21 protein-coding genes and 7 tRNA genes are annotated in these 24,588 nt (G+C 67.4%); 10 read left to right on the top strand and 18 right to left on the bottom strand.

Annotated elements, in window-relative coordinates; genetic code table 11:
- Positions 1-315 precede the first annotated feature (315 nt).
- On the top strand, positions 316-2,139 hold the full coding sequence (locus NSQ78_RS13520) for a methyl-accepting chemotaxis protein (RefSeq protein WP_064238769.1): 1,824 nt from the start codon (positions 316-318) through the stop codon (positions 2,137-2,139).
- Here NSQ78_RS13520 and NSQ78_RS13515 read toward each other — a convergent pair.
- The gene (locus NSQ78_RS13515) at positions 2,136-3,578 is read right to left on the bottom strand and encodes a GGDEF domain-containing protein (RefSeq protein ID WP_064238768.1); all 1,443 of its coding nucleotides are present in this window, start codon (positions 3,576-3,578) and stop codon (positions 2,136-2,138) included. The two genes, NSQ78_RS13520 and NSQ78_RS13515, sit on opposite strands and share 4 nt — an antisense overlap.
- 367 nt (positions 3,579-3,945) lie before the next feature.
- Positions 3,946-4,031: transfer RNA gene (locus tag NSQ78_RS13510), tRNA-Leu, on the bottom strand.
- Positions 4,032-4,161: 130 nt separating this feature from the next.
- Here NSQ78_RS13510 and NSQ78_RS13505 point away from each other — a divergent pair.
- Positions 4,162-4,542 (top strand): response regulator, encoded by a 381-nt coding sequence (locus tag NSQ78_RS13505; RefSeq protein ID WP_049471469.1) that lies wholly within the window; start codon positions 4,162-4,164, stop codon positions 4,540-4,542.
- A 31-nt stretch (positions 4,543-4,573) separates the two neighbouring features.
- Here NSQ78_RS13505 and NSQ78_RS13500 read toward each other — a convergent pair whose 3' ends face one another.
- Positions 4,574-5,530, bottom strand: coding sequence for an SOS response-associated peptidase family protein (locus tag NSQ78_RS13500; protein ID WP_053462921.1), 957 nt, complete (start codon positions 5,528-5,530; stop codon positions 4,574-4,576).
- A gap of 76 nt (positions 5,531-5,606) precedes the next feature.
- Here NSQ78_RS13500 and NSQ78_RS13495 point away from each other — a divergent pair, with 76 nt between their 5' ends.
- Positions 5,607-6,023: a GNAT family N-acetyltransferase gene (locus NSQ78_RS13495; RefSeq protein WP_053462922.1), complete on the top strand. Its 417-nt coding sequence runs from the start codon at positions 5,607-5,609 to the stop codon at positions 6,021-6,023.
- Between the two features lie 101 nt (positions 6,024-6,124).
- Here the strand turns inward: NSQ78_RS13495 and NSQ78_RS13490 are convergent.
- The 7 genes from NSQ78_RS13490 to NSQ78_RS13460 form a co-directional block, all read right to left on the bottom strand.
- Positions 6,125-6,200, bottom strand: a tRNA-Glu gene (locus tag NSQ78_RS13490).
- 47 nt (positions 6,201-6,247) lie between these two features.
- Positions 6,248-6,323, bottom strand: a tRNA-Ala gene (locus NSQ78_RS13485).
- Between the two features lie 46 nt (positions 6,324-6,369).
- Positions 6,370-6,445: transfer RNA gene (locus NSQ78_RS13480), tRNA-Glu, on the bottom strand.
- A 49-nt stretch (positions 6,446-6,494) separates the two neighbouring features.
- A tRNA-Ala gene (locus NSQ78_RS13475) sits at positions 6,495-6,570 on the bottom strand.
- Between the two features lie 184 nt (positions 6,571-6,754).
- Positions 6,755-6,830 (bottom strand) — tRNA-Glu (locus NSQ78_RS13470).
- A gap of 54 nt (positions 6,831-6,884) precedes the next feature.
- A tRNA-Ala gene (locus NSQ78_RS13465) sits at positions 6,885-6,960 on the bottom strand.
- Between the two features lie 103 nt (positions 6,961-7,063).
- A complete protein-coding gene (locus NSQ78_RS13460; RefSeq protein ID WP_064238767.1) occupies positions 7,064-7,462 on the bottom strand; it encodes a heavy metal-responsive transcriptional regulator in 399 nt (132 codons plus the stop codon).
- 187 nt (positions 7,463-7,649) lie between these two features.
- Between NSQ78_RS13460 and NSQ78_RS13455 the strand changes: the two genes are divergently transcribed.
- From NSQ78_RS13455 to NSQ78_RS13425, 7 genes are all read left to right on the top strand, one after another.
- Positions 7,650-8,717: a helix-turn-helix domain-containing protein gene (locus NSQ78_RS13455; RefSeq protein WP_049469351.1), complete on the top strand. Its 1,068-nt coding sequence runs from the start codon at positions 7,650-7,652 to the stop codon at positions 8,715-8,717.
- Between the two features lie 81 nt (positions 8,718-8,798).
- Entirely contained in the window at positions 8,799-9,602 is an 804-nt protein-coding gene (locus NSQ78_RS13450; protein ID WP_064238766.1) for a TlpA disulfide reductase family protein, read from the top strand.
- 30 nt (positions 9,603-9,632) lie between these two features.
- The gene (gene dsbG, locus NSQ78_RS13445) at positions 9,633-10,475 is read left to right on the top strand and encodes a thiol:disulfide interchange protein DsbG (RefSeq protein WP_339206424.1); all 843 of its coding nucleotides are present in this window, start codon (positions 9,633-9,635) and stop codon (positions 10,473-10,475) included.
- A gap of 509 nt (positions 10,476-10,984) precedes the next feature.
- Positions 10,985-12,418, top strand: coding sequence for a DcaP family trimeric outer membrane transporter (locus NSQ78_RS13440; RefSeq protein ID WP_064238765.1), 1,434 nt, complete (start codon positions 10,985-10,987; stop codon positions 12,416-12,418).
- A 76-nt stretch (positions 12,419-12,494) separates the two neighbouring features.
- Positions 12,495-13,847, top strand: a complete 1,353-nt coding sequence (gene adiC, locus NSQ78_RS13435; RefSeq protein WP_014647526.1) for an arginine/agmatine antiporter — start codon at positions 12,495-12,497, stop codon at positions 13,845-13,847.
- Positions 13,848-13,867: 20 nt separating this feature from the next.
- A complete protein-coding gene (locus NSQ78_RS13430) occupies positions 13,868-16,156 on the top strand; it encodes an Orn/Lys/Arg decarboxylase N-terminal domain-containing protein (RefSeq protein ID WP_339206417.1) in 2,289 nt (762 codons plus the stop codon).
- A 28-nt stretch (positions 16,157-16,184) separates the two neighbouring features.
- Positions 16,185-17,087: a cation diffusion facilitator family transporter gene (locus tag NSQ78_RS13425; RefSeq protein WP_064238763.1), complete on the top strand. Its 903-nt coding sequence runs from the start codon at positions 16,185-16,187 to the stop codon at positions 17,085-17,087.
- 177 nt (positions 17,088-17,264) lie between these two features.
- Here NSQ78_RS13425 and NSQ78_RS13420 read toward each other — a convergent pair whose 3' ends face one another.
- The 8 genes from NSQ78_RS13420 to NSQ78_RS13385 form a co-directional block, all read right to left on the bottom strand.
- The gene (locus tag NSQ78_RS13420) at positions 17,265-17,978 is read right to left on the bottom strand and encodes an energy transducer TonB (RefSeq protein ID WP_064238762.1); all 714 of its coding nucleotides are present in this window, start codon (positions 17,976-17,978) and stop codon (positions 17,265-17,267) included.
- The gene (locus NSQ78_RS13415) at positions 17,971-18,717 is read right to left on the bottom strand and encodes a ChaN family lipoprotein (protein ID WP_308304681.1); all 747 of its coding nucleotides are present in this window, start codon (positions 18,715-18,717) and stop codon (positions 17,971-17,973) included. The genes NSQ78_RS13420 and NSQ78_RS13415 overlap by 8 nt, the downstream gene beginning before the upstream one ends.
- 40 nt (positions 18,718-18,757) lie before the next feature.
- The gene (locus NSQ78_RS13410; protein WP_064238761.1) at positions 18,758-21,229 is read right to left on the bottom strand and encodes a TonB-dependent receptor; all 2,472 of its coding nucleotides are present in this window, start codon (positions 21,227-21,229) and stop codon (positions 18,758-18,760) included.
- Between the two features lie 64 nt (positions 21,230-21,293).
- Positions 21,294-22,220 (bottom strand): FecR domain-containing protein, encoded by a 927-nt coding sequence (locus NSQ78_RS13405; protein WP_064238760.1) that lies wholly within the window; start codon positions 22,218-22,220, stop codon positions 21,294-21,296.
- Complete coding sequence (locus NSQ78_RS13400) at positions 22,217-22,726, bottom strand: RNA polymerase sigma factor (protein WP_057494642.1); 510 nt, start codon at positions 22,724-22,726, stop codon at positions 22,217-22,219. The genes NSQ78_RS13405 and NSQ78_RS13400 overlap by 4 nt, the downstream gene beginning before the upstream one ends.
- A gap of 161 nt (positions 22,727-22,887) precedes the next feature.
- Complete coding sequence (locus NSQ78_RS13395) at positions 22,888-23,112, bottom strand: hypothetical protein (RefSeq protein ID WP_049469329.1); 225 nt, start codon at positions 23,110-23,112, stop codon at positions 22,888-22,890.
- Positions 23,109-23,810: a glutamine amidotransferase gene (locus NSQ78_RS13390; protein ID WP_049469326.1), complete on the bottom strand. Its 702-nt coding sequence runs from the start codon at positions 23,808-23,810 to the stop codon at positions 23,109-23,111. Before NSQ78_RS13390 ends, NSQ78_RS13395 begins: the two co-directional genes overlap by 4 nt.
- Positions 23,807-24,580: a YggS family pyridoxal phosphate-dependent enzyme gene (locus NSQ78_RS13385; RefSeq protein WP_064238759.1), complete on the bottom strand. Its 774-nt coding sequence runs from the start codon at positions 24,578-24,580 to the stop codon at positions 23,807-23,809. Before NSQ78_RS13385 ends, NSQ78_RS13390 begins: the two co-directional genes overlap by 4 nt.
- Positions 24,581-24,588 lie beyond the last annotated feature (8 nt).

Raw genomic sequence — 24,588 nt, 5'->3', positions numbered from 1 at the left:
GTCTATCGCATCCCTGCCGTTGCATCTGAAGTTGCGACGGACGTCGCGTAATCCGGCTAAAGCCAACGATCACGTCGCCGATACTCCCTCTGGATCCCGCTCCCGTCGCCCGCTGCAGGACCCCAGGCTGCCCCTGACGGGTGGCCCGCGCTGTGTGTTCCGCCGCCCCCGGATGCAGGCCGCGCCCGCAGCAGGCGTGCTTGCCAGCCGCTCGCGGGGTGCCTGCAGGCACCTGTAGTCCCAAGCAACTGAAGTTGCCGCCGGGCATCCCGCCCGTCGGGTCGCAACCGCTTACCGGACACCGAGGATCAGACAATGCTCATTCCAGGCTTCACGGCAGGCGCGCAGGCGCCGGCCGAGCTGCATACCCGCTGGTCGCCGTGGCGTGCCCTGCTGGGCGCGCTGGCCCCCCATCCCCGCGCCGGCGTCGATGCGGCGGCCGATGCCCGTTCCGAACTCGAGGCGCAGGTCGCGGCGCTGCACCGGGTCCAGGCGGTCATCGAGTTCGCCCTCGATGGCACCATCCTGCAGGCCAACGACAACTTCCTGCAGGCGATGGGCTACCGGCTGGAGGAGATCCAGGGCAGGCATCATTCCCTGTTCGTCGACCCGGAGCACGCGCGCAGCGCCGAGTACCGCGACTTCTGGGCGCGGCTGGGCCGCGGCGAATATGACGCGGGCCAGTACCGGCGTTTCGGCAAGGGCCAGCGCGAGATCTGGATCCAGGCCTCGTACAACCCGGTGCTGGACCGGCAGGGGCGCCCGTACAAGGTGGTCAAGTTCGCCACCGACATCACGGCGCAGAAGCTGCAGGCGGCCGACTCGGCCGGGCAGCTGGCGGCGATCGACAAGTCGCAGGCAGTGATTGAATTCAGCATGGATGGGCACATCCTGTCGGCCAACGACAACTTCCTGGCCGCCACCGGTTACCGCCTGGACGAGGTGCGCGGGCAGCACCACGCGCTGTTCATCGAGCCCGACCATCGCGACAGTGCCGAGTATCGCCAGTTCTGGGAAAAGCTCGGCCGTGGCGAATACGATGCCGGCCAATACCGGCGGCTCGGCAATGGCGGGCGCGAGGTCTGGATCCAGGCGTCCTACAACCCGATCCTGGACCTCAACGGAAAGCCGTTCAAGGTGGTCAAGTACGCCACCGACATCACCGCGCAGGTGCATGAGAACCAGGCCATGCAGCGCGCCGTGGCGCAGACCCGCGAGGTGGTGGCGGCTGCCAAGCAGGGCGACCTGACCCGGCGCGTGGCCACCGCCGACAAGAACGGCCCGATCGCCGAGTTGTGCGAGGGCGTGAATGCGCTGGTCGAGGCGATGGGCGCGATCATCGGCCAGATCAAATTCGCCGCCGACACCATTGCCGTCGGCGCCACCGAGATCGCGCAGGGCAACGGCGACCTGTCACAGCGCACCGAGCAGCAGGCCGCGTCACTGGAGGAGACCGCAGTGTCGATGAAGGGCCTGGCCGAGACCGTCCAGCGCACTGCGACCAACGCGCGCCAGGCCAGCCAGCTGGCCGGTGGCGCCGCCGATGTCGCCGCGCGAGGCGGCAGCGTCGTGCACGAGGTGGTCGAGACCATGGCGGTGATCAACGCGTCCTCGCGGCGCATCGTCGACATCATCGGCGTGATCGACGGTATCGCCTTCCAGACCAACATCCTTGCGTTGAACGCGGCGGTGGAAGCAGCGCGGGCAGGGGAACACGGCCGTGGCTTCGCCGTGGTCGCCACCGAGATTCGCGAACTGTCGCAGCGCTCGGCCAGCGCGGCCAAGGAGATCAAGCAGCTGATCGATGCGTCGGTGGCCAACGTCGGCGCCGGTACCGCTCAGGTCGAAAGCGCTGGACGCACCATGGACGAGATCGTCACCAACGTGCGCCGGGTCAGCGAGCTGATGTCCGAGATCAGCACGGCCGCGCAGCAGCAGAGCGACGACATCCAGCAGATGAACCAGGCCGTCGATCTGATCGACCAGGGCACCCAGCAGAACGCCGCGCTGGTCGAGGAAGCCTCGGCGGCGGCGCGCAGCATGGAAGAGCAGTCGGCACAGCTGCTGCAGACCGTGGCCAGCTTCCGCGTCCATGGCGTTGCCGGCCAGCCGCATGCGGCGGTGCTGCGCGCGGTCTAGGCGCGGCGGTCGACCTGTTGTTCCCCGGCCTCGACGGCCGGGGCGGCGTGCACGCAGTTGCGGCCGGCATGCTTGGCCCGGTACAGGGCCTGGTCTGCGCGCTCGACCAGGCTGCGCGGGTCACCCTGGTCATGCGCGGCCTGCCAGGCCACGCCGATGCTGATGGTGACCCGGGCCTCGGCGGCGGGCAGGGCAGCGGCTTCCACGGCGGTGCGCAGGCGCTCGGCCAGGCCAATGGCGTGGTCCAGGCCGTGCGTGGGCAGCGCCGCGATGAACTCCTCGCCGCCGTAGCGGGCCAACAGGTCATCACCGCGTTGCAGGCAGGCGTCGAGGATGGCCGCGACCGCCTGCAGGCGGCGGTCGCCCACCGGGTGGCCGTACGTATCGTTGAGCCGCTTGAAGTGGTCGATGTCGATCATCAGCACCGCCAGTCCCATGCCATGGCGGCGCGCACGGCCATGTGCGCTGCCGAGCGATTCATCGAAGCTGCGGCGGTTGCCCAGTCCAGTCAGCGGATCGCGGCGGGCCAGCAACGCCAGTTCGTCGCGCTCGCGCTGGATCTGGACCTGGGTCAGCACGCTGCGCAGGGCATAGCCGAGCATCGCGCCGATGAAACCCACGGTGGCCAGCGTCGGCTGCAGGCGTGCAACCAGCAGCGCCACCATCATCAACAGCAACGGCAGCATCAGCGGCCCGGCGGCGTCGACAATGCGCCGCAGGTTGCGGGGTACGCCAGGCGCCGGTCGGCGTCGTGTGCTGCCAGCCATCACCGCCAGCGATACGAACAGTGCGCTGATCAGCAGGTCCCCCCAGCCGCCGTCGGGCACCTGCGGCTGCCAGGTGGTGATGTAGAGCGCCAGCAGGAAGTAGCCCAGCGCGTAGATCGACAGCGCGCGGAAGAAATCGCGACGATCGGCGTCATCCTCGGCCAGGAAGCGGATCAGCGCGAAGCAGAACACCAGGCTGTTCTGCACGCTGCTCATCGTCTGCAGGCAGTGTGTCCACAACGCGCTGTTCAACGGCGCCATCGCGCGTGCATGCACGAAGTACAGCAACCACAGCAGCGTGATGATCAACAGGTCCACCGCACGGATCCAGCGGTTGCCGCCACCCGGGCTGGCAGCGACGTAGGTCAGTGGAATCCGGTAGAACACGTACAGGATCAGCGACGAAGCGGTCATCTGCGCAGGGGTGAGGCCGGCCACGTTGCGATACAGCAGGGCCAGCAGGGCGAGCGCGAACAGGCTGACGGCAGCGCCCAGCGTCCGCCATTTGCACGCTGCCCGGCGGCTGCCCCGAGCCCGCCGCACGCAGGCCAGCGCGGCCAGCAGCGGCGCGGTGATCAGCATCAGGTACGAGCCCACCGGGTCCTGCGGGCCGATCAGGGCAATGACGAGCGCATGCGCGACCATGAAAAACAGTGCCGCACGCAACGTCATGCATTCCCCCGCCCCCAGATCCAGCTGGGATCACGATAGGCAGAAGTACGTGAGGCTGGCAAGAAAAGTGTGCGCTACGTCTATCTACAACCTTGTCGAAGGTCGCAGTTGTGTGGCATCGGGGGGCGCAACGCTGTCCGCGTGGGCTGCCTGCGTGCCCGGCACCCGGCCCTGCCAAGGCTGATCGAGGTCATGGACGGGTTCACCGCGGCGATGCGGCAGGTCGATTCCAGGGGCAGGGCGCGCAGCCGCGCGGGCAGGGCCGCGGCGAGCGTGGGTGGGGCTGGCGTTGGCATCCTCGTCGGTGCCGGGCGTTCCGGCCCGCAACATGCAAAAGGCCAGGTCGGGGACCTGGCCTTTGATGCAGTGGTGCCGGTGAAAGGACTCGAACCTTCATGGGGTCACCCCCGGCTGATTTTGAGTCAGCTGCGTATACCATTCCGCCACACCGGCAGGCAGCGTGCGAGTGTAACCGAGGTGGGCGGGAGATGCCTAGGGGGATGGCCTATCAGGCCGGTTCCTGTCGGTATCGGCCCCTTGGTGGCTATACTCCCTGTGCAATTGCCACCAGGAGCGGTAGCCGATGACAGTGTTGCAGGACCTGAGGGTGCTGGTGGTCGAGAACGACGAGATGAGCGCGGCCCTCCTGCAGATGCAGCTGGTGCATGCCGGTGCGACCGTGGTCGGGCTCGCAGCGAGTGTGTCCGAAGCCCTGCGGCTGCTGGAACAGAGTGCCCCGGACGTGGCCCTGCTGGACTACCGGCTGGCCCGCAACGAAACCAGCGAGCCTGTCGCCGCGGCGCTTTCGGCGCGTGGCATTCCCTTCGTGCTGGCCACCGGGATGCTGGCCGAACAGCTGCCAGCGCCGATGTTGGCCGGCCTGCTGCTGGTCAAGCCGTACCTGTCGGCCGATCTGTCACGTGCACTGGCGCGTGCAGTGGGCCGCACCAGCGTCAAGGCCTGAGCCCCCACTGCTGACCGCCAGGGCGTGGCACTCAACCCGCTTCCTCGTACACGTAGCGGATCTCCTCGCGGTCATCCAGGATGCGGTACTGGCGCGCGAGGTCTTCCGGGTCGGGATTGAGCCAGGCGTCCAGGTGTTCCCTGCGGATCGGTACCACGCCACGGTCATGCCCGGCAGCGGCGACATCGCTGGGAGGAGCGTCGGTGATCGTAGCGAATGACAGCAGGTGGCCTTCCGGCCCCTCCCACTCCGCCCAGAGGCAGGCCAGCAGCAGGTCGCGGGGCGGATCGGGACGGAATTCGAGCACCACGTCCTGTTCCTTCTCGCCGGCCTCCAGGCTGCGGCCAGCCATCGCGTGGCGCGGCACGTGCTCGTAGAACGCCTGCACCACGACCACCCCGTGGCGCAGTCCGAACGCACCGCGCCAGTAGCCTTCCAGGCTGTCACGCCTCGCGTTGTAGGTGCCGGGGTATAGCACGTCGTTGCGCGCCGGCTTGTCCGGGAGCCGGCATTGGTAGCGCATCGGGCGGATCACGCGCTGGCCGTGCTCGCTGACCATCACCGGCGCGTAGGTGCCGGGGAAAATGCGGTTGTCGCGCGGCAGCAGCTGTACCCGGTGGAGGTCTTCCAGCCGGGCCTGCGCGCGCTCGATGCGGTTGCCGGCCACGCGCAGGTCGTTGCGCGCCTTCTGGGTGGGACGGGTGGCCAGGGCAGCATGGGCGATGTCGCGCCGCTCGCGCTGGCGGGCCAGTTCGGCCTCCAGTGCCTGTTGCTCCTGCGCGTGCCATTGCTGGATCTTCGCCACGATGTCGCGGCCCTGTTCGGTACGTGCCCCGGCGAACCCGTCATCCATCGCCTTCGGGGTCTTGGGCCGTTTCTTGCCCGGATCGTGCGCATACAGTTCGGCGAACTCTTCCAGCGACAGGATGGCGCCGAACTCGCGCACCAGCTTGGCGTAGTCGGCGCGGATCAGGGCGGAATAGCACATGGGGACTCTGCGGGCGAGGGTCGCAGCGGTTGCGACGTGGATGCGGCAGGATAGCCCGACCCACAGGAGATACCGCATGAACGATTCCGTCACCTGCCTGTTCCGCGAAGCGGTGCCCACGGTCGAGGACTACTGCCGGTTGCGTGTGCTTGCAGGCCTCAGTGCCAAGAGCCGGGAAGCGGCAACGCGCGCGCTGCCGAACACGCTGTTCGGCGTGTGCGCGTACCAAGGGTCCGAGCTGGTGGCGATGGGGCGCATCGTGGGAGATGGCGGCTGCCATCTGCAGGTCTGCGACATCGCGGTGCTGCCGCGGTTGCAGGGGCAGGGACTGGGCAAGGAGGTGATGCGGCGCCTGGATGGCTGGATGCAGGCCAACCTGCCGCCATCGGCGTATGTCAGCCTGCTGGCCGACGGCGAGGCACATCGGTTGTATGCACAGTTCGGGTTTGCGCCGACGGCACCGGCGTCGATCGGGATGTACCGGCGGTTCTGAGCCATGAGCGGGGTGAAGCCATCCACGCATGGCGTGGATAGGGCCTTCCCAGGAATCACAGGCAAAGAAAAACCCCGACCAGGGTCGGGGTTTTCAAGAATTGGCGTCCCCACGGGGATTCGAACCCCGGTCGCCACCGTGAAAGGGTGATGTCCTAGGCCTCTAGACGATGGGGACGCACGAAAACTTCAAGTTGTAGATGCTTCGACGGCCTAATGTCGAAGTGGTGGAGCCAAGCGGGATCGAACCGCTGACCTCCTGCATGCCATGCAGGCGCTCTCCCAGCTGAGCTATGGCCCCAGTGAAACTCCGGATGATCTGCCGGGAGCAGAGTCCGTTTTGAAACTGGCGTCCCCACGGGGATTCGAACCCCGGTCGCCACCGTGAAAGGGTGATGTCCTAGGCCTCTAGACGATGGGGACGCACGAAAAACTTCATGTTGTAGAACCTTCGACGGCCTAATGTCGAAAGTGGTGGAGCCAAGCGGGATCGAACCGCTGACCTCCTGCATGCCATGCAGGCGCTCTCCCAGCTGAGCTATGGCCCCGTGTTACCGAGCCACCTATCATACCTGCGTGTTCACGTTTGTGGAAGTTTTTTTTGAACTTTTTTCGTTCCGGCTCAACCACGGCCACGAGGGCAGGGGAACCGCAACGCCACAACCTGAATGCCGGTAGGCGGTGAACAAAAAAGACCCGGTTATCGGCCGGGTCCTCGTTGTTCGTGATGAGTGGCGTCCCCACGGGGATTCGAACCCCGGTCGCCACCGTGAAAGGGTGATGTCCTAGGCCTCTAGACGATGGGGACGCAATTCTCATCAATGTTCTTTAGCGACCTTTCGACGGCCTAATGCCGAAAGATTGGTGGAGCCAAGCGGGATCGAACCGCTGACCTCCTGCATGCCATGCAGGCGCTCTCCCAGCTGAGCTATGGCCCCACGTCGCTGAGGAGCGAAATAATAGCCTTGCCCCAGGGGGTTGGCAAGCATTTGTTGCACTTTTCTTCACGCGCGGGACGTGGTGGTGGATGGCCGTCTGCGCTCACGGGGTGTCGTCGCTCAGCGCCGCCAGGATCGGGCATTCATCCAGCGTGCCATGGCCGGGGCAGGCGGCGACCAGCTGCGAGAGCGCAGTGTGCATGCGCTGCAGTTCGGCCATGCGGTGCGCGATGTCCTGCAGCCGGGCCTGTGCCGTGTTGCGCACGCCGCCCATGTCGTGCGGGTGGCCGTCGCTGAGCGCCAGCAGGTCGGCGATTTCTTCCAGGGTGAATCCCAGCGTCTTGGCGCGGCGGATGAAGCGCAGCCTGCGCAGGTCCTGCTCGGTGAAGATGCGGTAGCCCCCGGCCGAGCGGGCCGCCGTGGGCAGCAACTGCTGGCGCTCGTAGTAGCGCACCGTATCGATCGGCACGCCGGCCTGGCGTGCCAGTTGACCAATGTTCATGGCGGATTCCTGCGGATGCTGCCGGTCATTCTGAAGCCTTGAGTCTGGTCCAGGGTCAACGCTGCCGACGCTGGCGGCGCATTCAGCGCACTTTGCAACTTTCTTCATAGCCCCGCCGTTGCGGCAGTTCCTACCCTGCGCCTGAACCGGCCGCTGGATGGCCTGCAACGAACCGAGGAGATGGTCTGTGGAAGGATTCAGAAACGAAGGATTCGTCGAGGTCGCGGTGGTCGAGTATCCCGGAGGCGACCCGTCGGCCGCGTCCGTGTTGACTGAAATGGCACATGTTGCCAACCGGCTTGCGCAGCAGCAGCGCCGACCGTTCAAGCGTGTCCTGGTGACCCGCTGGATCGTGCCCGCCAGCCAGACCGGCGTGCACCGGATTGCCGGAGCGGAGATGCTCGAGGCGGACATTCCCGCCGTGATCGCCGTCCCCGGCCAGATCAGCCAAGGGGTCTGCCTGCGTGCCGATGAGGTCCTGCTGGACTGGCTGCGCGCGCACTACGACGGTGGCAGTCTGCTGGCGGCGGCCAGCGATGGGGTCAGCATGCTTGCACGCGCGGGCCTGCTGGCCGGGCGCACGGTCAGTGGTCCGGACCTTGGCCAGCATCCGGGCCTGCAGGGGCAGTCGGCAAGCTGGGTGCCCAGCGAGCGTGCGCTCGTTGACGACGGCGACCTGCTGACAGTGGCCGGTCCGCAGGCCTGGCGCTTCCTCGGCCTGCGCCTGCTGTACCGGCTGCATGGCCAGGGCGTGGCGAGCGCGGTCGCGCAGCAGCTGGGGATTATCGTGCCCGCGCCCATCCAGCAGGATCTTGAGCGCTTCAGCGCCAACTTCGCCCACGGGGATCGTGACGTATTGAAGGCGCAGCGCTGGCTGCATACCACTGCCGCGCGGGGGGCGACGCTCGGCGCGATCTGCGAGGTGTCCGGACTGGAACCGCGGACGCTGCAACGACGCTTCCTGAAGGCAACGGGCCTGCGTCCGATCGAGTATTGCCAGCGTCTGCGCATCGCCAAGGCGCAGACGCTGCTGCAGCAGGGCGCGGGTATCGATGAAGTGGCGTGGGGCGTGGGCTATGCCGACCAGAGCGCATTCCGCCGCCTGTTCCTGCGCATTGTTGGCATGACGCCGGCCAACTATCGCCGGCTGGTCAGCAACAAGCGGCGTGAACGGCCGCTGCTGTCATCGGTGGCCGGCAGCCTGCGCGGACTGCAACCGGCGTCCGCCATGCAGATGCCACGCAGTGTTGCCTGAAGCCCGCTGCGGGCGTCGCACTTGCAACCCGGGCGCGACGCTTCGACCATGCAGGCAGTGGCGGATTGGACAGGTGGTCTGATGTCGAGTGTTGGGCCGGTGCCGATGCCGGTGGTGTTGATCCTGATATGCGCGCTGCTGGCCATGGCCGTGGCACACCTGTGGCCGCGACGGAAGAACGGCATGGCAGTGCCATCTGCCGCAAGCATGGTCCTGGACATGTTGCTGGTCGGCCTGCTGTGCGGACGTATCAGCTTCGTGGCCCTGAACTTCGCGCTCTATCGTCAGGCCCCCTGGAGCATCCTGCAGATCGCCGATGGTGGGTATCACCTCCCGGTCGTTCTGGTTGCCGCGCTGGCATGGGGAGCCTGGCGTCTGAAGCCCTGGCGCCCGTTGTGGGTCCCGGTGTTGGCGGGCGCGCTGGCGGGTGGGGTGCTGTGGGCGACGGGCAGCCACCTGCTGTCAGCGTGGCAGGAACGGCAGATGCCGCTGCCGGCCGTGCAGGTGGCTGATCTGCAGGGACGTACGGTCGACCTGCAGCAGTTCCGCGGCAAGCCGGTGGTGCTCAATCTCTGGGCCAGCTGGTGTGGCCCGTGCCGGCGCGAGATGCCGGTGCTGGCCTCGGCACAGCAGACCCACACCGACGTGCAGTTCGTGTTCCTCAACCAGGGGGAAAGCCTGGACGAGGTACAGGGTTTCCTTGCCACCGAACGGCTGCGGCTGGACAGCGTGCTGCTGGACGATAGCGCCTCCGCATCAACGGTACTGGGTGTACAGGCCTATCCCTCGACGCTGTTCTTCGACGCCGAGGGACGCCTGCGTGAACTGCACCTTGGCGAACTGACCGCGGCGGGCCTTGAACACAAACTGCGCCGGCTGCGGTAGCCTGCGCGGGCATCTCATTACGGAGTTCCCATGTTGTCGACTTCCCTGCGCATCGCTCCAGCGGTGCTGTTGCTGCCGGTCATGCTGGCATTGGCCGCCTGCAGCCAGGCCCAGACCCCGCCCGGCAAGGCAGCGGCGACACCGGCAACGAGTGCTCCGGCCGCCGCGGCCAAGGGGGACCGGCCCGCAGTGCTGAAAGGCATCGAGAAGCACGGTTTTGAGGTTGTCGCCGAGTTCGATGCGCCGGCTGGCCTGCGTGGCTTCGCCGGAGTGTTGGGTGGACAGCAGCCCGCCGCCGCGTACGTGACTGCCGACGGCAAGCATGTGCTGGTAGGCAGCCTGTTCGATGCCGAGGGCAACGACGTGGCGGCCGAGGCGGTGGAGAAGCTGGTCGCCGCGCCGATGTCGGCCAAGATGTGGGCCAAGCTGGACGCCAGTGCCTGGGTGCGCGACGGCAAGGCCGATGCACCGCGCGTGGTCTATACCTTCAGTGATGCGAACTGTCCGTACTGCCACAAGTTCTGGGAAGCGGCACGGCCGTGGGTCGATGCTGGCAAGGTGCAGCTGCGCCACATCATGGTCGGCGTGATCCGTGAGGACAGTCCGGCCAAGGCTGCTGCCATCCTGTCGGCGCGTGACCCGAGTGCAGCGCTGCTGGAGAACGAGCACCAGTTCGACCGCGGCGGTATCAAGGCGCTGCCGAGCATCAGCCGCGAGATCGCGGGCAAGCTCGATGCCAACCAGGTGCTGATGATCGAAATGGGCTTCCAGGGCACGCCGGGCATCCTGTTCCAGGACGCGCAGGGTCAGGTGCAGCGTCGCGCCGGCCTGCCCCAGGGCACTGACCTGCAGACGGTACTGGGTCCGCGCTGACCCGTGCGCAAAGCGTGATGTAACGCACAGGCCCGTATGGCAGCATGCGGGCCTGTTGTTTTCCTGGCGCATGCGCGCTGCCGCTGCGCACTACCTGTTCGTCGTCACGTCTGAATCGTGACTGACATCAAGCATCGCGCCTTGATTCCAATCAAGGCCAAAAACGACAGTCGGATTAGCCTGTGACGCATGCAATACAGCGTCTACGCGCGAGGGATGCCGCGCCTCTCACGCCCTTATCCGGGATCGGCGGCAGAGCCATTCACGACGTTCTCACTCCCTGCTTGTTACCCAGACCGCTGCGGTCGCCACCTCTCTGGCAGCGCGGCCTTGATGGACTCGGCATCGATGCGGGCAGGGCAGTGTCATCGTCCTGTTGCCTGCGACAGGCAGGCTGATCGATGTCGTGGACGCAGTATCCGCATTTCCAGCAACGGCAACGCGTGGTCAGGGTGCTGTGTGCCTGTGCCCCGTCAGCGCATTGCCCGTGTTTGTCCAGGGAGGATGCAATGCGTTTTGCGGTACTGAGTCTGGCCTGCCTGACCGCGTTGGCGATCACGCCCGCCCATGCGCAGCAGGACGCCCGTGAGGATGCGCAGGCGCTGCGCCAGGAAATTGCGGCCATGCGCCAGGCACTGGAAGGCATGCAGCAGCGCCTGGAGCGGCTTGAGCAGCGCGAGGGCTCAGCGCCTGCCGCCGTGGCGCAGGCCCCGACCCCGGCAGCAACGGCGGGCGGCAGCGCCAGCATGCTGCACCCGACCCAGGTGCCGGGGGTGGCGCAACCGGTGCTGCCGCAGCGCGAATCGGTAGCCGATCCCTCAACGGCGGCGTCGCGCCCCGACAGTGCAGCCGGTCCGACCGACCCCGAGCTGAAAGGCTTCTTCGCCATTCCTGGCACTGACACGGTGATCCGCATCGGCGGCTACGCCAAGCTCGATGCGATTGCCGATTCGCGCGCCGCCGGTGACGAGGATCAGTTCATTCCTTCGTCGATGCCGGTCGGCGGCAGCCATCGCGATGTGTCCAACTTCAACATCCACGCCAAGCAGACCCGCTTCAGCTTCGAGGCGCGGCGCCCGACCACGCACGGCAACCTGCGCTTCTACCTGGAAAACGACTTCTTCGGCAGCAGCGAGGGATACCAGTTCCGCCTGCGCCATGCCTATGGCCAGCTGGGCAACACCTACGCCGGCTATGGCTATTCCAGCTTCATGGACCCGGACAGCCTGCCCGATACGCTGGACTTCGCCGGCCCCGGCGGCGCCGGCTACCTGCTGGTGGCGGGCATCCACCACAGTTTCACGATGGGCAAGGGCAACACCCTGACTGTGGCAGCCGAAGACCCGCAAACCGAACTTGCCGGTGCCAGTGATTCACGGGTGGCAGTGAACCGGTTGCCCGACGTGACGGTAACCGCGCGCATGGAGCGCGACTGGGGCCACCTGCAGTTCGGTGCGGTGGCGCGCAGCCTGGCCTATGACGGAGAGGGCGAGCGCGACCGGCGCACGGCCGGTGGCCTGCAGTTGAGCGGCTCGGCATCGGTGGGCGAACGCGACCTGCTGCTGTTCGGTGCGCTGGGCGGGCGCGGCCTCAGCCGCTATACCGCCGACCTGACCGGCTCGGGACTGGATGCGGTGGTCGGCGCCGACGGCCGGCTCGACGCGCTCGACCTGCACGGTGGCTTCGTCGGCTACACCCATTACTGGTCCGAGCTGTGGCGCTCCAACCTGATCTTTGGCCAGCTGACCCTGGAGCGCAACGCCGCACTCGCCGCTGATGCATTCCGGCAGAGCCGCTACGGCGTGTTCAACCTGATCTGGAGCCCGGCGCCGTCCTGGACGATGGGCATGGAGCTGCTGTACGGCCGGCTGGAACAGCAGGGCGGCGCACGCGGCGACACGGTCCGGGTGCAGGGCAGCCTGCAATACAACTTCATCAAATAGACGCCAGCGGTCGTACGCCAGCGTAACCGTCCCCACGCCCGGTGCTGCCGGGCTCATGCCAGTACCGGAGATCGTCATGGCAGAAGCAAAGAAAATCGGGGTGGTCGGAGCCACCTTCCTCGTCGCCGGCAACATGATGGGCTCAGGCGTGTTCCTGTTGCCGTCCAGCCTCGCCAAGATCGGTACCGCCTCGATCTGGGGCTGGTTGATCACCACCGCCGGCGCGCTGCTGCTGGCCTTCGTGTTCGCCAAGCTGGGCAAGCTTGCGCCCAAGGCGGGCGGCCCTTACGCCTATGCGCGCGACTGGTTCGGGCCGTACATGGGCTTCCAGACCAATACCATCTACTGGTTCGCCAACTGGATCGGCAACGTCGCCATTCCGATCGCGGCGGTGGGCTATTTCAGCTATTTCTTCCCGATCCTGTCCGAGCCGCTGGTGCGCTGCGTTGCGGTGCTGGTGCTGGTCTGGGCGCTGAGCTTTGCCAACGTGATCGGCCCGGCCTTCGTCAGCCGCGTGCAGACGGTCACCACCAGCTTTGCGTTGGTGCCGATCCTGGGCATCGCCATTTTCGGCTGGTTCTTCTTCGATGCCGACATCTTCAAGGGCGCCTACAACGTGTCTGGCGAGTCGAACTTCGGTGCGATCTCGAGCGCCGCGGCACTGACCCTGTGGGCCTTCATCGGCGTCGAGTCTGCATCGGTGACGGCCGGTGTGGTCGAAAATCCGGAGAAGAACGTCGCCCGCGCGACGCTGGCCGGCGTGTTCCTGGCTGCCATTGCCTACATCGCCAGTTCGTCGGTGATCATGGGCATGGTGCCGAACGCGGAACTGCAGGTGTCCGACGCACCGTTCGCGCTGGCGGCGGCCAAGGCGGTCGGTGGCTGGGGCGGCGCGCTGGTCAGCCTGTGCGCCTTCATCGGCGCCGCCGGCTCGCTGGGTGGCTGGATCCTGCTGACCGCGCAGAGTGCCAAGGCAGCGTCGGATGACGGCCTGTTCCCGAGCATCTTCAGCAAGACCAACAAGGACGACGTGCCGGTCAAGGGCGTGCTGATCGTGGCAGTGCTGATGACCCTGGCGGTGCTGGTGACCTCCACCTCGGAAACCGCGTCGGCCCAGTTCGACGTGATCACGTCGGCGGCCGTGGTGCTGACCCTGCTGCCCTACATCTACTCGTGCGTGGCGTGCTACTTCGTGGTCGAGCGTTCGCACACCCTGGTCCACACCGGTGCGTTCTGGACCCTGACCAGCCTGACCGTGGTGTACTGCCTGTGGGCGATCTACGGCTCGTCGGGAACCATCGTGCAGTACGCCTTCCTGTTCGTGCTGTTCATCACCGTGTTCTATCCCTTCTTCAGCGAGGAGCGCCGCCAGCAGCGGCAGCGCGCCCGCGAGGCCTCGGCCATCAGCGCCGGCGCCCGGCATTCCTGAGTTCGACAAGGAGAATCAACGTGTACTTCAAGTCCCTGGACTACCCGGTCATTGTCATCGACAACGACTACGACTCGCCGCGCATCGGTGGCATCCTGATCCGTGCGCTGGTGGAGGAGCTGCGCAGCAACGACCAGCGCGTGCTGTGCGGGCTGAACCTGGATGACGCCCGGGCCGGTGCTCGTACCTACGTGGCGGCCTCGGCGGTGCTGATCTCGATCGATGGCAGCGAAGAGGTGGATGGCGAGTTCCAGCGCCTGACTGCCTTTCTGCGCGAGCAGAGCGCGCGCCGTGCCAATCTGCCGGTGTTCCTGTACGGCGAGCGCCGCACCATCGAGAAGGTGCCGAGCAAGCTGCTCAAGTACATCCACGGTTTCATCTTCCTGTTCGAAGACACCAAGAGCTTCATCTCGCGGCAGGTGATGCGCGCGGCCGAAGACTACATGAAGAACCTGCTGCCGCCGTTCTTCAAGGCGCTGATCCACCATGCAGCCGAGTCGAACTACTCCTGGCACACGCCGGGCCACGCAGGTGGCGTGGCGTTCACCAAGTCACCGGTCGGCCGTGCATTCCATCAGTTCTACGGGGAAAACACCCTGCGCAGCGATCTGTCGATCTCGGTGCCCGAGCTCGGCTCGCTGCTGGATCATACCGGCCCGATCAAGGACGCCGAGGAAGAGGCGGCGCGCAACTTCGGCGCCGACCACACCTTCTTCGTCACCAACGGCACCTCCACCGCCAACAAGATCGTCTGGCATGGCACGGTGGCGCGCGGCGATGTGGTGTTCGTCGATCGCAACTGCCACAAGTCGCTGCTGCATGCGCTGATCATGACCGGCGCAGTACCGGTGTACTTCACCCCCAGCCGCAATGCGCACGGCATCATCGGGCCGATCAGCCTGGACCAGTTCACGCCGGAATCGCTGCAGCAGCGCATCGCCGCCAATCCGCTGGCCAGCAAGGCCTATCAGGCCGGCTCCAAGCCGCGCATCGCGGTGGTGACCAATTCGACCTACGACGGCCTGTGCTACAACGCCGAGAAGATCGCTGACGAGATCGGCAGCGCGGTCGATTTCCTGCACTTCGACGAAGCGTGGTACGCCTACGCTGCGTTCCACCCGTTCTACGAGAACCACTACGGCATGGCCAAGGGCAAGCCGCGTGAGCAGGATGCCATCATCTTCACCACGCATTCGACCCACAAGCTGCTGGCGGCGTTCTCGCAGGCGTCGATGATCCACGTGCGCAATTCCGCCCAGCGCAACCTGGATGCCGAACGCTTCAAAGAGTCGTTCATGATGCACACCTCGACCAGCCCGCACTACGGGGTGATCGCCGCCTGTGACGTGGCATCGAAGATGATGGAAGGCGATGCCGGCCGTTCGCTGGTGCAGGAGATGCATGACGAGGCGATCGCCTTCCGCCGCGCGATGCTGCACGTCCGCGACGACCTGGGCCGCGACGACTGGTGGTTCAGCGTGTGGCAGCCGACCCAGGTCGAGCGCAGCCTGGACAAGGGCGACACGCCGGCGCCGCTGGTGGCCAAGCGCGAGGAGTGGTACCTGCAGCCGGACGCGCACTGGCACGGTTTCCAGAACCTGGTCGACGACTATGTGCTGATCGATCCGATCAAGGTGACCCTGCTGACCCCGGGCCTGGGAATGGACGGCAGCATGGGCAAGCTGGGTATTCCGGCGGCGGTGCTGAGCAAGTTCCTGTGGGGCCGCGGCATCACCGTGGAAAAGACCAACCTGTACTCGGTGCTGTTCCTCTTCTCGATGGGCATCACCAAGGGCAAGTGGAGCACCCTGGTGACGGAGCTGATGGCATTCAAGGAACTCTATGACCGCAATGCACCGCTGAGCCAGGCGCTGCCGACGCTGGCGGCTGATTATCCGGTTGCCTACGCCGGCTGGGGCCTGCGCGATCTGTGTGACGCGCTCCATGCGTTCAACCAGGAATTCGCCGTGGCCAAGGTCATGCGTGAGATGTACGTGGACCTGCCGACCCCGGTGATGACCCCGGCCGATGCCTACAACCACCTGGTGAAGGGCGAGATCGAGCGGGTCGACATCGAGCAGCTCAGTGGCCGCATCGCGGCGACGATGCTGGTGCCGTACCCGCCGGGCATTCCGACCATCATGCCGGGCGAGCGCTTCGGCGACAGCGACGAGCCGATCATCCAGTCGCTGCGCATCGCCCGTGAGCAGAACGCGCGCTTCCCGGGCTTCGAGTCGGACGTGCACGGGCTCATCATCGAGCATGACGGCGATGTGGCCTCGTACAGGGTGGAGGTGCTGAAGGCCTGACCCGCGACGGTCGGCCCTTCGGAGAGCGATGGATACCGCGCGCGAGCAACGCATCCTGAAGTTCTCGATCGGGGTCACCATCGCGGTGAGCGCGATCGGCTTCAGTGGTGGCCTGCTGGTGGGCTCGCAGGCCATCCTGTTCGATGGCGTCTACAGCCTGGTCGATGTTGCCCTGACCCTGGTGTCGCTGTCGGTACTGCGGCTGGTGGCGCGGGAACAAAGCCCGCGCTTCCAGTACGGCTACTGGCACCTGGAGCCGATGGTCGAGGCACTGGGTGGGGTGATCCTGTCGCTGGCCTGCGTGTATGCGCTGGCCAACGCGGTGATCGGCTTGACCACCGGCGGGCACGAAGTGAAGTTCGGGCCCGCGCTGTGGTGGGCGGCACTGTTGAGTGCCAGCAACCTGGCGATGGCGGCATTCGTCGCGCAGCGCGCGCGTCGGCTGCGCTCGGCGCTGTTGTGGTTGGATGTGCGCGGCTGGCTGCTGGGCGGCCTGATGAGCCTGGCGGTCGTGCTGGCCTTCGTGCTTGCGCTGGCCTTGCATGGGGGCGACTGGCACCACTGGGTGCCGTACCTGGACTCGATGGTACTGGCGTTGATCAGCCTGGCGGTGCTGCCGGTCCCTGCGCGCAGCGCGTGGAAGGCCATGCGCGAGGTACTGCAGGTGGCGCCGGATGACCTGGACCGGCGCGTGCAGCAGGTGATGCAGGCGTTCGTCGCCGAGCGGGGCTATGCCGGCTTCACCAGCCATGTGGCGAAGATAGGGCGGATGCGCTTTGTCGAGATCCACGTATTGGCGGACCCGGCGACGCCATTGGGCGCGGTGGGCGAGGTCGATGCGATGCGCGATGAGATCGCGGTGCGGCTGGACGCGCGTGGCGGTACGTTCTGGCTGACCATCGATTTCACCGCGGACCCGGCGTGGACCTGAACCTGCTTCTGCGGGGCCGGGTCCCTGCGCGGCTGCTTTCCGTGTGCAGCAGCCGAGCACGGGCTCGGCTCTAGGCCCTGCCGGGATCGGTGCGCGCGGCGGGCCGCTGTGATGTGGCGCATCTACGTGACGCCAACCGCGGTTGAGGTCGCAGACGGCCGCGCCGTTCCGCGACGCCTAGCGCAGGTAGTACTCCACCGGCACCACCCGTTCCTGCGGTGCCTTCAGTTCATCGGGAATGGGCGGCAGCGGCTGGGCGCGGCGGAACGTCTGCAGCGCGGCCGCGTCGAGCTCCGGCTGGCCACTGGACTGCTCCAGCCGCAATGACAGCAGGCGGCCGGTGCGGCCGATGCTGGCCCTGACCCAGGCCGTTCCCTGCTGGCGGCGCGCGCGTGCGGCGGCAGGGTAGTAGCGGTAGCGCTCCAGCCGCGCCATCAGGCGGGCGTCCCACTGGTCGCTGGCGGCGCCGGCCTGGACGTCCGCCGGTGGTGCGTCCGGAGTGGGCGGCGCGGCCGTGATCGATGCCGGCACGGGAGGTGTATCGGTCACGGTCGCCGCCGGGGCGGGGGGCAGGGCGTGCTCGCCGGAACCGCCGCGTGCGCTGGCGGTCAACTCTCCCTCGCGCGCGGTGGTGGGCTTCGGTGGCGGGGGCGACCTGGTTGGCCGCGACGCGCGCGCCTGCTGCGCCTGGCTGGGGGTGTCGGCCTGGCGCTCTTCCACCGGCTGGGGCGGCGTAGCCGGTGCCAGCAGGCGCAGGCTGATGCGCACGTCCTGCTCAGCTGGCGGCGGCAGCGGCGGCGTTGCCACCCAGTGCATCAACAGCAGCAAGGGCAACAGGTGCAGGCCGATGCTGATGGCAATCGCCTGCCAGTGTTGGCGCCGTTCACTCATCGCCCAGCACCCACAGCAGGTCGGCGTCGGCCGCATCGACGGTTTCACCGGGTGACGCAAGCGCGATCACCAGTGCCGGTGCGTCCGGTGGCAGGTAGCCCGGCACGCCGGTACCGCGCAGTACATGCCAGCGGCCGGCCACCAGCAGCGCGGGTGCAGGGGCTGCGGCCATTACCTGTGCCATGCGGATGTCGCGGGCCTGTTGCACGGCCAGCATTCCTTCCAGCATCGGTGCTGCGCCTGCGTGCTGGGCCAGCACCACGACCGACAGGCGTTGCCGGGCGGTGGGCATCGGGAACCGCACCGAGGCGTTGGAGGCGAGCAACGCATTGACCTCGGCACGCGACAGGTTGCCGCCGAACAGGGGGATGCCGGCCGCGGTGGCGTCCTGTACCAGCCCGCCATAGGCAGCCCACGGCCAGCGTGCATCCCAGTCCAGAAGTTCCTGCAGGCGCGTGCCGTCGGCACGATTGCCCTTGGCCAGCCAGCGTTGCACGCGGTCCAGGCGCGGCTGGCGCTCGCTGGCGATCATCTCCAGCACCAGCGCGCCGTGTGGACGCTGCTGTTGCAGCGCCTGCAGCAGCCAGCGCTGGGCAGCGTGGTCAGCGGCCTGGTCGTGGCGTTCGCCCAGCAGCAGTCGCGGTGCATTCGCTGCGCGCTTCACGAACGCGGCTTCGTCCAGGCGCTGGCCACTGGCCAGATCGATCACCGTGCCGGGCAGTGGCTGCGCGCGCACCAGTGCGGCAAGCGCGAGCAGGCACAGCGGCAGCCAGCGGCGGCTAGAACGCCACGTTGAGGCCCATCGAGACGGTGCGGCCGCGACCGTTGCCGCGGTCCAGGATCGGGCTGAAGATGCTGTCGATCGAGGCATTGTTGTCATAGGACTTGTTCTGCAGGTTTTCGATGTTCAGCCACAGCGTGGTGTTGGGCTGGGGCTTGAAGCTGGCGTAGAAGTCGAGCAGCACGCCGGTGCCGCCGGTCTTGCGGGTCTGGAAGAAGTCATGGCCTTCCTCGGTGGGCCCGGAGTATTCGGCGCGCAGGCCGGCCTGCACGCGCTGCTGCCACCAGCGGCCGCCCACGTCCAGCGTCCAGTAGCGGTCGGGCAGGGCGGTGATGTCTTCCAGGTTGACGAATTCGATGGCGGGCGCGCGGGTGTGCGAACGGGTCCAGCTCAGCGTGGCGTGGTAGTGCGCGCTGGCGTAGTGCGCTTCCAGCTCGATACCGCGCATGCGCACCACGCCCGGGTGGTTCATCCAGCGCGTGGTGGTGCTGAAGTCGTCCACGTCCAGCGCATCGGTCCAGGCAGCGAGCTGCGGATCGCTGTCGATCGGCACCACGAATGGCTCCACCTCCGGCGGGTGCACGATCAGCAGGTACTGCGGCTTGATGTAGTCACGGATGCGGTTGTCGAAGCGGGTGACGCGCAGCTGCGCCAGGTCACCGTCGGTCAGCAGCGAGGAGGCGCTGAGGTTGGCGCCGAACTGCAGGTTGCGCGAGCGCTCACGGCGCAGGAACGGGTTGGCGCCGACGCCATCGGCATCGCTCATGCCTTCCAGAGGAATCTTCTCGAAGAACATCTCCTGCACCCGCGGCGGGCGGGAAGTGCGCGAGACTTCAGCGAACAGTTGCAGCCAGTCGGTGGCCTGCCACGCTGCCGCCAGGCTGGGGCTGAGTGCGCGCTGGGTGCGGCGCACATCGATGCCGCCGCCGTTGATCTCGGCGCACTGGCCGGGCACATCCGAGCACAAGGGAACATGACCACGGATGCCATAGCGATCCTGGCGCAGGCCTGCGGTCAGCGCGTAGACCTCGTACTGCAGCTCCAGCGTGCTGAACACACTGTCCAGCTGGCTGCGGCCCTCGGGGTTGGCCCCGCGCAGGGTGGGGGTGTCGGCCACATAGATATCCGACTGGTGCTTGATGCCGGTGTTCCAGCGCGCCTGCAGTGCGCCGACATCGAAGCGACTGGTGTTGTCCAGGGTCCAGCTGCTCAGGCTGCTGTGGGTGCGGCGACCGATGTAGCTGGAATCCTCCACGGGGGGATAGAACAGCCGGGTCTTGTTGCCGGCGAAGGTCGCGCGCAGGTCGATCCAAGGCGAATAGGGCGTGTAGTGGTAGCGGGCGCGCTGGTTGCGTGCGGAAATCTGCCACGGGTAGTTGTGGTAGAAGTCGTTTTCGTAACGCATGTGGCTCAGGTCGAGCCGGTGCTGGTCGCTCGGCTGCAGGCGGGCCTTGAGCAGCCAGCTGCCGGGCTGCTGGCTGCCCGGGTCGGCGGTGTTCTTCTGCCCGCGCGCGGTGGCGTATTCGCTGCTGCGGCTGCTGCTGGCAGCGGCCAGCAGGCCGAACTGGCGGTCGCCGCCATCCTCGCTGTGGCGCCAGGCACCGGCAAAGGTACGGCCATTGCCGTAGCCGTTGTTGCCATGGCGGTAGCCCGCGCGCAGGCCCCAGTCACGACCTTCGCCCAGCAGATCGTCGATGTCGAGCGTGCGGAAATTGGCACTGCCGGCCAGCGTGCCGGCGCCATCACCACCGGCGACTGCGCCGCGCTGCACGTCCACGCCGGCCAGCAGGAACGGATCGACATAGGCGAACGGCCCGCCCGAGCCGTGGCCCGCATTGTTGCGGAAGGTCTGGGTGACGCCATCGATCATGGTGTTGACCCGCCCCGCACCGGTCATGCCGCGGATGTTGACCTGCAGGCCGGGCTGGCTGCGCGAGTGGAAGCTGTGGGTGCCGGGCATCGAGCGCAGCAGGCTGTTGCCGTCCTGGCGGTCGGCCATCGCCACGCGCTCGCTGCCGACCGCTGGCGCAAAGCCATCGCGGGTGGCCGGCACATACTGGCTGGCCCCTGCACCGGGAGAATGACCCTGCGCGGCATCACCCTGAACGCGGAGCGGGCCGGTTCGACGGCTGCCATCGGCGGGGGGGGCCGGCGCCGGTTCCAGGGTGGCGCGGCGTGCGTTGATGAAGCGCGGGCGCAGGCCGCTGCCGGCCAGCAGGCGCGACAGGGCCTGCGTATCGTCGAACCGTCCGCGCAGCGCCGGCGCCATCTGGCCGCCCGGCAATGCCGCGCCGATCACCAGATCGACACCGGTCAGCCGGCTGTAGGCATCCAGCGCGCTGGCCAGCGGTTGTGCAGGAAGATCGAAGTGGCGCGTGGCCGCCTGCGCGCAGGCGCTGGCAGGCAACAACGGAAGCGGACTGGCGCAGGCCAGTGACAGGGCGAGGACAAGGGGGCGGTGAAACGGCATCGGGGGCTCCAGGGGCTGACGCAGCGCGTCGTCATCCTGGGGAGACGCAGTGGCGGGGCCGATGTCAGGGTGCATCGCGATGTCCCTTGCGTGGCGGCAGCCATACCTGCACGCCCGCGCCCAGGCGGAGCACGCGCACCTGCAGCTGCGTGGCCAGCTGGTCGCGGCTGCGCGCTGCACCGTCGGCGCTGCCGAGCAGGGTGACCGGCTGCTGGCGCAGGTGTGCGCCGAGGATCCAAGTGTGGCCACCATGCCAGCGATCCAGGTCCTCGGTGACCTCGGCCAAGGGCGTGGAGACCCAGTGCAGGCGGCGTTCGCGCCAGTCCAGGGCACTGGAGCGGGCCGCCAGGGTCCGGATGGGAGCCCGGCCATCGAAGCGCAGCTGCTGCCCTTCGGTGGCCTGCTCGCTGTGGATGCCGCTGTCCACGCGGACGCGATGCTCGGTGACGGTGACCACGCTGTCATTGTCGTGCACGGCAAGGTCGAAGGCCGTGCCGAGCGCCGTGACCGTGCCGTGCGTCGTGTGCACCTGGAACGGGTGCTGCGCATCGGCGGCCACCTTGAACCACGCCTGGCCGTGCTGCAGCTGCAGCTGGCGCCGCTGCGCATCGATGCGCATACGCACTTCACTGCCGGGCGAGAGCAGCACATGTGAACCGTCGGGCAGCACTTCTTCGCGGACCTCGCCCGCGGCCGTGCGCATCACCTGCGCGGCCGGCGGTGCGGCCTGGCGGGTATACAGGCCCAGTGCACAGAGCAGCAGCACCGCGGTGCCGGCCTCGCGCAGGCGCCGGCGCTGCCGCCTGTGCTGGTGCCGCTGCAGGCTGGGCGTCGCATCACCGGCCTGCCAGAGCGCCTGCAGGTGCTGGTACTGCGCGGCGTGGCGCACGTCGGCGTGGTACCACTGATTGAACGCACGCTCGTCGCGGCCGCCTTCATGCCCGTCCAGCCACCAACGCGCGGCCTCGCGCGCGATCGCCTCCTGGCTCATGCGCCGGGGACCTGCTGCAGTGCGACCAGCGCACGCAGCAGATGGCCATGCGCGGTCTGCCGGCTGATACCCAGCTGGCGGCCGATCTCGGCCAGTGCCATCTGCTCCACCCGTGCCAGCAGGAACACCTGGCGTGAACGAGGGGGAAGGGCGGCAATGACTGCGTCGAGGTGGCGCAGCTGTTCGGTATTGAGCAGGCGCTGTACCGGCAATGGCGCAGGGTCGGCGATCGCGTGCAGTTGCGCCTCATCCATCGCTTCTTCGCGCCGGCGCTTGCGCTGGCGGTAATGATCGGCGATCAGATTGTGGGCGACGCGGTACAGGTAGGCGCGGCCGTTGCCCAGCAGGCCACTGGCGGCGACGCTGACAACGCGCAGCCAGGTTTCCTGCACGACGTCATCGGCGTCGCAGCGTTGCGGGAGTTTACGGCGGACATGGGCGTGCAGCGGCCGGTAATGGGCCGCGCACAGCTGCGCGACATCCGTCGGTTCGACAGGCGTGGACACGGGGCGGGCGACAACTGGGAAAGGGAACAGCCCGCGGCGGCAAGGGCAGCGGCTGCACCTTACAGCAAAAGAGAATCATTTGCATCAAGAGGTGGTATTTCGCCCGCATCCGCTTGCGGTGCAGAGAGGTGCCGGCCAGTGGCCGGTGCCCCATCGGATCGTCAGAGGTCGCGGTACTGAACCTGCGCCGCCAGCACGCGCAGGCCGTCGGCATTGCTGGACAGGATGCGTTCTTCGCCGACACCTTTCTGCCGTTTCAGCTGGAAGCCCTGGCCGGCAGGCAGCTGCGCGGCGATGGCGTCCATGCGTTGCAGGGCATCGGGGCCGGCGCAGTCGAAGTGGCCCCAGTAGGCGCCATCGCGGTGGATCTGCAATCGGTAGTTCATCGCGGTTGCTCCGGCAGGTCCTGCAGCCAATGGTCGAACATCGCGGTGGCGGCCGCCGCCAGTGGCGCACCATAGCGACGCGACTGCGCACGCAGGTCGTTGGGACTGATGCCGGCCTGGGCCAGTTCCAGGGTGTGGCCGATCAGCCAGCGTTCGAACTGGCGTGCGTCCAGCTCGGGATGGCATTGCAGTGCCAGCGCATGGTTGCCGATGGCGAACGCCTGGTGGCGGCAGGCCGGCGTGCTGGCCAGGCGACGTGCACCGGCCGGGAGTTCGAACGCCTCGCCATGCCAATGCAGCACCGGGATACCCTGCAGGGCCTGCAGCGGCGAGCGCTGGCCGTCATCGGTGAGCAGCAGCGGCGCAAAGCCGATCTCCTTGCCGCCCGTGGCGGTGACGTCGGCACCGAGCGCACGTGCCATCAGCTGCGCGCCGAGGCAGATGCCCAGCGTGGGTCGCTGCTGCTGCAGCCGGCGTTGCAACAGCGCGATGCTGTCGTTGAGAAAGGGATAGAGATCAACGTCGTTGACGCTGATCGGTCCCCCCAGCACCACCAGCAGGTCGGCGGCCTCGGCCGCGTCGAGCGTGTCGATACCGGCCTGCAGCACCTGCAGCTGCCAGCCCTGCGCCAGAAGCAGAGGCTGCAAGGTACCGAGGTCTTCAAAGGCAACGTGTTGCAGGACGACCGCATGCTTCATGCCGGGGCTCCATTGCTGGGCCAATAGAAACTGTCCGGGGTGGCGCGCGCGCCAAAGATGGCCTGGCCGACACGGACCACGGTGGCACCTTCCTCGATGGCGACTTCGAAGTCGCCGGACATGCCCATCGACAGCTGAGACAGGTCGATGCCGGCAGGCGCAGTGCCCTGCAGCTGGTCGCGCAGCTGGCGCAGGCGCACGAAGCAGGCACGCACGCGCTCGACCTCCGGGGTGAAGATGGCCAGCGTCATCAGGCCGCGTACGCGCAGGCGATCGAACGCGGGCAGTTGGTGCACGAAGGCCTCGACCGCGTCGGGCTCCAGTCCGTACTTGCTGGGTTCAGCCGAGGTGTTGACCTGCACGAATACATCCAGCGTACGGTCTTCCAGCTGCAGGCGCTGCTGCAGGGCCTCGGCCACGCGCAGGCTGTCGAGCGCCTGGAACTCGCTGGCGAAGCGCGCCACGTAGCGCGCCTTGTTGGTCTGCAGGTGGCCGATCACCGACCAGTGCACGTCCAGGTCGGCCATCGCCTCGGCCTTGCGCTGTGCTTCCTGCACCTTGTTCTCGCCCAGCATGTGGCAACCGACGGCCACCGCCATGCGGATGCGTGCCTCATCGACGGTCTTGCTGACCGGCAGCAGGCGCACGCTGGCCGGGTCGCGGCCAACGCGGGCGCAGGCGCTGGCAATGCGCTGGCGCACCGTGACCAGGTTGGCGGCGATCTGTTCAACGGACTGGGCGACGGGCCAGTCGGCAGCGGCAAGGGGCATGCGGGCAC

Source organism: Stenotrophomonas sp. FSL W7-1447 (assembly GCF_037966425.1).
GTDB classification, from domain to species: Bacteria; Pseudomonadota; Gammaproteobacteria; order Xanthomonadales; family Xanthomonadaceae; genus Stenotrophomonas; species Stenotrophomonas pavanii.
This window is presented reverse-complemented; position numbering and strand designations above follow the sequence as displayed.

What these genes read in the sequence shown, in the direction of transcription:
- NSQ78_RS13515 (WP_064238768.1), bottom strand. Translation starts at nt 3,578, where the DNA reads ATGACGTTGCGTGCGGCACTGTTTTTCATGGTCGCGCATGCGCTCGTC.
- NSQ78_RS13520 (WP_064238769.1), top strand. Translation starts at nt 316, where the DNA reads ATGCTCATTCCAGGCTTCACGGCAGGCGCGCAGGCGCCGGCCGAGCTG.
- NSQ78_RS13385 (WP_064238759.1), bottom strand. Translation starts at nt 24,580, where the DNA reads ATGCCCCTTGCCGCTGCCGACTGGCCCGTCGCCCAGTCCGTTGAACAG.
- NSQ78_RS13495 (WP_053462922.1), top strand. Translation starts at nt 5,607, where the DNA reads ATGAACGATTCCGTCACCTGCCTGTTCCGCGAAGCGGTGCCCACGGTC.
- NSQ78_RS13390 (WP_049469326.1), bottom strand. Translation starts at nt 23,810, where the DNA reads ATGAAGCATGCGGTCGTCCTGCAACACGTTGCCTTTGAAGACCTCGGT.
- NSQ78_RS13410 (WP_064238761.1), bottom strand. Translation starts at nt 21,229, where the DNA reads ATGCCGTTTCACCGCCCCCTTGTCCTCGCCCTGTCACTGGCCTGCGCC.
- NSQ78_RS13420 (WP_064238762.1), bottom strand. Translation starts at nt 17,978, where the DNA reads ATGAGTGAACGGCGCCAACACTGGCAGGCGATTGCCATCAGCATCGGC.
- NSQ78_RS13500 (WP_053462921.1), bottom strand. Translation starts at nt 5,530, where the DNA reads ATGTGCTATTCCGCCCTGATCCGCGCCGACTACGCCAAGCTGGTGCGC.
- NSQ78_RS13440 (WP_064238765.1), top strand. Translation starts at nt 10,985, where the DNA reads ATGCGTTTTGCGGTACTGAGTCTGGCCTGCCTGACCGCGTTGGCGATC.
- NSQ78_RS13405 (WP_064238760.1), bottom strand. Translation starts at nt 22,220, where the DNA reads ATGAGCCAGGAGGCGATCGCGCGCGAGGCCGCGCGTTGGTGGCTGGAC.
- NSQ78_RS13450 (WP_064238766.1), top strand. Translation starts at nt 8,799, where the DNA reads ATGTCGAGTGTTGGGCCGGTGCCGATGCCGGTGGTGTTGATCCTGATA.
- dsbG (WP_339206424.1), top strand. Translation starts at nt 9,633, where the DNA reads ATGTTGTCGACTTCCCTGCGCATCGCTCCAGCGGTGCTGTTGCTGCCG.
- NSQ78_RS13460 (WP_064238767.1), bottom strand. Translation starts at nt 7,462, where the DNA reads ATGAACATTGGTCAACTGGCACGCCAGGCCGGCGTGCCGATCGATACG.
- adiC (WP_014647526.1), top strand. Translation starts at nt 12,495, where the DNA reads ATGGCAGAAGCAAAGAAAATCGGGGTGGTCGGAGCCACCTTCCTCGTC.
- NSQ78_RS13395 (WP_049469329.1), bottom strand. Translation starts at nt 23,112, where the DNA reads ATGAACTACCGATTGCAGATCCACCGCGATGGCGCCTACTGGGGCCAC.
- NSQ78_RS13425 (WP_064238763.1), top strand. Translation starts at nt 16,185, where the DNA reads ATGGATACCGCGCGCGAGCAACGCATCCTGAAGTTCTCGATCGGGGTC.
- NSQ78_RS13505 (WP_049471469.1), top strand. Translation starts at nt 4,162, where the DNA reads ATGACAGTGTTGCAGGACCTGAGGGTGCTGGTGGTCGAGAACGACGAG.